Annotated in this window: 5 protein-coding genes and 1 pseudogene; 3 read left to right on the top strand and 3 right to left on the bottom strand. The window is 64.0% G+C overall.

What is annotated here, in order from left to right:
• Together EN935_RS20070 and EN935_RS20065 are read right to left on the bottom strand one after the other, a co-directional pair.
• Positions 1 to 1057, bottom strand: a 1057-nt coding sequence (locus EN935_RS20070; RefSeq protein ID WP_164771217.1) for a chloride channel protein, incomplete at its 3' end; no start/stop codon positions are given.
• Positions 1058 to 1250: 193 nt separating this feature from the next.
• Positions 1251 to 1550 (bottom strand): putative quinol monooxygenase, encoded by a 300-nt coding sequence (locus tag EN935_RS20065; RefSeq protein ID WP_127265532.1) that lies wholly within the window; start codon positions 1548 to 1550, stop codon positions 1251 to 1253.
• 146 nt (positions 1551 to 1696) lie between these two features.
• Here EN935_RS20065 and flhA point away from each other — a divergent pair, with 146 nt between their 5' ends.
• The 3 genes from flhA to EN935_RS20050 are packed head-to-tail and all read left to right on the top strand — an operon-like array spanning position 1697 to position 4919.
• Entirely contained in the window at positions 1697 to 3784 is a 2088-nt protein-coding gene (gene flhA / locus EN935_RS20060) for a flagellar biosynthesis protein FlhA (protein WP_109659348.1), read from the top strand.
• Complete coding sequence (fliR, locus tag EN935_RS20055) at positions 3781 to 4533, top strand: flagellar biosynthetic protein FliR (RefSeq protein WP_109659346.1); 753 nt, start codon at positions 3781 to 3783, stop codon at positions 4531 to 4533. The genes flhA and fliR overlap by 4 nt, the downstream gene beginning before the upstream one ends.
• Before the next feature lie 2 nt (positions 4534 to 4535).
• Positions 4536 to 4919 (top strand): hypothetical protein, encoded by a 384-nt coding sequence (locus tag EN935_RS20050; protein ID WP_109659344.1) that lies wholly within the window; start codon positions 4536 to 4538, stop codon positions 4917 to 4919.
• 294 nt (positions 4920 to 5213) lie between these two features.
• On the opposite strand, the pseudogene EN935_RS20045 reads toward EN935_RS20050, so the two are convergent.
• A pseudogene (locus EN935_RS20045) lies at positions 5214 to 5608 on the bottom strand (hypothetical protein); the annotation flags it as partial.

Genomic DNA, 5608 nt, shown 5'->3' with positions numbered 1-5608 from the left:
ACAGCGAGGCGAAGAACAATCCGCCGCGAAAGCCCGATCCCAGAGAAACCGCCGATGCCGCCAGCTTGAGCACAAAGACGCTGGCCACCACGGCCAGCCCGTAATTCATCGAGAATTCGCGATGCAGCGCACCATGGCCGCTGGACAGGACCTGCGGCGTGATCAGCCCCAACAAGCCAACGATGACGCCGCCAATGACGGGGCGCAGCGACGCATCGATCGACAGCCTGGCGAAACCGCGCTCGATCAGCGTCACCAGATGCATGATGGCGATCGAGGCGGCACCGCCGAGCAGCCCGAGCAGCAGGAACGGCACATACTGGCTGGCGGTGAGCGCCGGCAGGCCCGAAAGCTCAAGCGGAAACGGCACGCCGCCGAACATTTCGGCGGTCAGCGAGGCTGAGATCGCGGCGGTCATGACAGGCGCGACATTGGCGACCGAGTAGATGCCGATGACCAGTTCGAAGCCGTAGAAGGCGCCGGTCAGCGGTGCATCGAAGGCGGCGGCGATGGCGCCGGCGGCACCACAGCCGACCAGGATGCGGACATCGTTGCGGCGCAGCCGGAAGATGCCCGCCAGCCGCGAGGCCAGGCCGGAGCCGACCTGCGTGTAGCCGGCTTCCAGCCCGACCGAGGCGCCAAAACCGCTGGAGATCATCGTCTGGCCGGCAATGATGAAGGTGTCGGTCAGCGACATGCGCCCGCCATAGAGCGCATTGGCTTCGATCGGGTCGATCGGCGTGCGGAATTTCCGTATCCTGAGCCAGACCACCGTCAGCCCAAGCAGGATGCCGCCGATCGCCGGTACCAGCGCTTGCATCGGATTGGCGAGCGAGAACATGCCGGAAAGCCGGCCGCCGGGCTGGACGCCGAACAACAGCCCGTGCAGGTCCTGCACGATCTGGCTCATCGCCGTGACCAATATGCCCGCCATGACGCCTACGACGCCGGCCAGAATGACCACTGCGATGCCGCGCGCCTCGAGCAGCGGCAACGACCTGATCAGCACCGCGCGCAGCCGGCGTGCATAAACTTGCGGTTGGTTTCTGGAAAGCACCGGGGCGGCTCGCCGACATCACAAAAGGCAGTGGAAAGCCCGCCTGATACGCCCGGCGACACGGCATGGCAACCACAATGGCGACAGACAAGGCGCCATTGTGGCATGGACCGGCCGGTTGCGGTCCTTGCTGCCCTTGGCTGGAACGCAACGACGCTCGCCGGCGACCGGCGAGGAGCCGCCGGCGAATCGATCAGGTCGGCATGGGCTCGCCGGCTTCATAGAGCACGAGATTGCGCTCGCCTATGCCAAGTGCTGGCCAGCTCGCGCGCCAGTCGGCAAGGTGCGGCGAGGCAAAATGCGCGTCGAGCGCTGCTCTGTCGCTCCAGACTTCCGTGACCCGAATGAGCCCGGCATCGAAAACATCCTGCGCATAGGAATACTGGAGACAACCGGGCTCCGCGCGGCTGGCTGAAACCATGCGTTCCATGGCGGGCTTGGCCTCCTCCAATTTGTCTGGCGGCAAGCGGATGGTGCCGGTGATCAGAAGCATGGGTTTTCCCTTCCTTGCGAAGCCGGCCCGTACGGCCATCTGCGCATGATCGTTCGAACTAGCCAGTCTCCCACCCTCGCGCAAGCTTGGCGGGCTACCCTCGCAGGGCTGTCGCGCGCTCGGCAGGCTTCGAATTTGGGGACGACATGGCGATCAGCGAAAGCATTCAGCCCGGCGCGGTGGCCAAGAATGGCCGCGACGTCTTCTTTGCCATTGGCATCGTCATCATCCTGGCCGTGCTGTTCCTGCCGATCCCGGCCTTTCTCATCGACATCGGCCTCGCCTTCTCGATCGCGCTTTCGGTGCTGATCCTGATGGTGGCGCTGTGGATCCAGCGGCCGCTCGATTTCTCGTCGTTCCCGACCGTGCTGCTCATCGCCACCATGCTCAGGCTGTCGCTCAACATCGCCACCACGCGCATGATCCTGTCGCACGGCAATGAGGGCACGCACGCGGCCGGCTACGTCATTGCCGGCTTCTCCAAGCTGGTTATGGCCAGCGACTTCGTCATCGGCCTGATCGTCTTCATGATCCTGATCGTGGTGAACTTCATCGTCATCACCAAGGGCGCCACGCGTATCGCCGAAGTCGGCGCGCGCTTCACCTTGGACGCCATCCCCGGCAAGCAGATGTCGATCGACGCCGACCTCTCCGCCGGCATGATCGACGACAAGACCGCACAGCTTCGGCGTCGCGAACTGGAAGAGGAATCCTCCTTCTTCGGCTCGATGGACGGTGCCTCGAAATTCGTCCGCGGCGACGCCATCGCCGGCCTCATCATCACCGCCATCAACATCGTCGGCGGCATCGCCATCGGCTATATCAGGCACGGCATGGGCATGGGCGAAGCCGCCGACGTGTTCATCAAGCTGTCGGTCGGCGACGGCCTCGTCACCCAGATCCCGGCGTTGATCGTGTCGCTCGCCGCCGGCCTGCTCGTCTCCAAGGGCGGCACCCGCGGCTCGACCAACCAGGCGGTGTTCGGCCAGCTCGGCGCTCATCCGCGCGCCCTCTACGTCGCGGCATCGCTGCTGGTTCTGCTCGGCCTGATGCCCGGCCTGCCGCTGTTCCCGTTCTTCGCGCTCGCTGCCGGCATGGCCGGCCTCGGCTATATCATCCCGATGCGCGCCAACCGCGCCATCGCCGAAGCCGAGGCGATCAAGGATCAGGAAAAGGCGACCAAGGTCGAGGAGGAGAAGAATTCGGTCAAGGCCTCGCTCGCCACCGCCGAGATCGAGCTTTTGATCGGCAAGCAGCTGTCGACAAGGCTGCTGACGTCGCATCAGGAACTGGTTTTCCGCATGGGCAAGATGCGCAAGAAATTCGCCACGCAATACGGTTTCGTGGTGCCGGAAGTGCGTGTCGCCGACGATTTCGCCATCCCGCCGAAGAGCTACCAGATCAAGGTGCACGGCACCGTGGTGGCCGAATACCAGATGCGCGTCGGCGAGATCATGGTGCTGCTCGGCAACCGCGACATCCCCGAAATACCAGGCGAGGAAATCCGCGAGCCGGCTTTCGGCATGCGCGCCTATTCGGTGGTCGAAGCCTTCGCCGAGGATTTGAAGCGCGAGAACTACACCTTCGCCGACAACATGTCGGTGCTGCTCACCCATCTCTCCGAGGTCATCCGCAACAACCTGCCGCAGCTTCTGTCCTACAAGGACATGAAGGCGCTGCTCGAACGCCAGGACCAGGAGTACCGCAAGCTCGCCGACGAGATCTGCACCACGCACATCTCCTACCCCGGCCTGCAGGCGGTGCTGAAGCTGTTGCTCGCCGAGCGCGTCTCGATCCGCAATCTGCATCTGATCATCGAGGCGATCGCCGAGATCGCGCCGCATGTGCGCCGCACCGAGCAGATCGTCGAGCATGTCCGCATCCGCATGGCCCAGCAGATCTGCGGCGACCTCTCCGAGGGCGGTGTGCTGAAGGTGCTGCGCCTCGGCAACCGCTGGGACCTCGCCTTCCACCAGAGCCTCAAGCGCGACGCCAAGGGCGAGGTGCGCGAGTTCGACATCGACCCACGCCAGCTCGAAGAGTTCGGCCAGGACGCCACCAAGGCGATCAAGAAATATCTGGAAGCCGGCGAGCGTTTCGTGCTCGTCACCGCACCCGACGCCCGCCCCTATGTGCGCATGATCATCGAGCGGCTGTTCACCACGCTGCCGGTGCTCAGCCACGTCGAGATCGCCAAGGGCGTCGAGATCAGGGTGCTCGGAACCATATCGTGAGCGTGCTTTCGCAAGGCGTCGTCATCGCGGCGTTCCTCGCCTTCTGCCGCATCGGCGCCTGCTTCATGCTGATGCCCGGCCTGTCCAGCGCCCGCGTTCCGGTCCAGGTCAGGCTGTTCGTCGCGGTCGCCGCCACCGGCGGCCTGCTCGCCTTCCTGTGGGACAAGATCTTTCCCTTCGTCGATCCGCGTCCGCAGATCCTGGTGCCGATGATCATCTCGGAACTTCTGGTCGGCGGCCTGATCGGCGCCATGACCAGGCTCTACATGGAAGCCCTGCGCTTCATGGGCTCGGCCATCGCCATGCTGATCGGCTATGGCGGCACCGGCGGACCGGCGATCGAGGAGCCCGAACCCCAAGCAGCCCTTGCCGCCATCATCTCGTTTTCGGCGCTGTTGATGCTGTTCGTCTTCGATTTCGACCACGAGATAATACGCGCGCTGGTGTCGTCCTACACGGTCGCGCCGGTCAACATCTTCTTCAACCCGCAGGCCGCTCTCGTCGATGTCACCGACACGGTGTCGGACACGTTCTTCCTGGTCATCCGCCTCGGCAGCCCGTTCGTCGCCTATGCCATCCTCGTCAATCTGACGATCGGCTTCGTCAACAAGCTAACGCCGCAGATCCCGATCTATTTCATCTCCCAGCCCTTCATCATCGCCGGCGGCATGATCATCTTCTATTTCGCCGTCGGCACCATGCTGTCGCTGTTCGTCGACGGCTTTGTCGACCTGACATTGGCGAGATGACGATGAGCATCCGCAGGGACCGCCTGAAGAAATTGGTCAAGGTGCAGGAACAGCTGAAGGCGCTGCACGAAACCCGCCACGCCACGTTCGTCGCCGCAGCCAGTGCCGCCGAGGCCGAAGCCAGGGAGCTGGTCGGCCATTTCGACCAAGCCGATTCGCTTTCCGCCCTGTTTCCCGATCTCTACCACCGCCGCATTGCCCAGGCCGTCGTCCGCCAGGAGGCGAACCTGGCAAGCGCGAAGCAGGAAGCCAGCCTCATCGCCGCCGCGACCGCACGCACCAACATGGTCGAACGCGCCTACAAGGACGTGCGCAACCGCGACGAGCGCGAACGCTCCGACCGCGAGCGGCTCGATATCATCGCGCAGAAGCGGAACGAGGAGTAGCGGCGGGGATTCTCCTCGTGATCCGAATTTGACTTGCGGACGGCGCGACGTGAACGGCCGCTTCGCGCCGCATCAACGTCATTCTCCATTCGAAGCGCTCAGGCCGGAAGCTGCCGTGCGTAAGACGCCCAGTCATTGCCCGCCGCGTATAGGTTTGCAGTTGGACAATAATGGCCAGCCGGGCAATCCTGGCATTTGGCGTTGCTTCGGCGAGTCAATACTGAGCCTGGGCTTGCGCGCCATCCCTCTCGACCAGACCAAACGGCTGGACGCGATCGAGCGCAGCAGGCGGGTTCAGTTGGTGCTGGTTGTGGCGGTGAACCCGCACTGCTTCTGTTCCATATCGATCTGCTTCGTGATGCGGACGGCGTTCTGCGCGTAGGCCTCCGTCACGGAGCCACTATTCACGGTCTTGTCCTTCAGCGGACTCACGCCTGCGCAGAGATGGAAAACATGCGGCTCCGAGGACTTCTTGGCGCCGTTTTCCGGTGCGATCCAGTACACGATGTCCTGACCTGCGGGATGTGCCGTGTCCTTCGTCGCCGCAGCCACCGCGGCGGAGTCCGTGGCGATTGCCTGCGCCTGAGCGGCGACGTCGGGCGAACAGGCTGTGGTCGGCTGCCCCGCCTTGATCTGGGTCGCGCACGCGTTCATGTCCTGGGTGTACTGCTCGCGACGGTCATGGGGAT

This window comes from Mesorhizobium sp. M7D.F.Ca.US.004.03.1.1, from assembly GCF_003998635.1.
GTDB classification, from domain to species: domain Bacteria; phylum Pseudomonadota; class Alphaproteobacteria; order Rhizobiales; family Rhizobiaceae; genus Mesorhizobium; species Mesorhizobium loti.
Note: the sequence above shows the minus strand (reverse complement) of the source record. Positions and strands in the feature narration are given on the sequence as shown.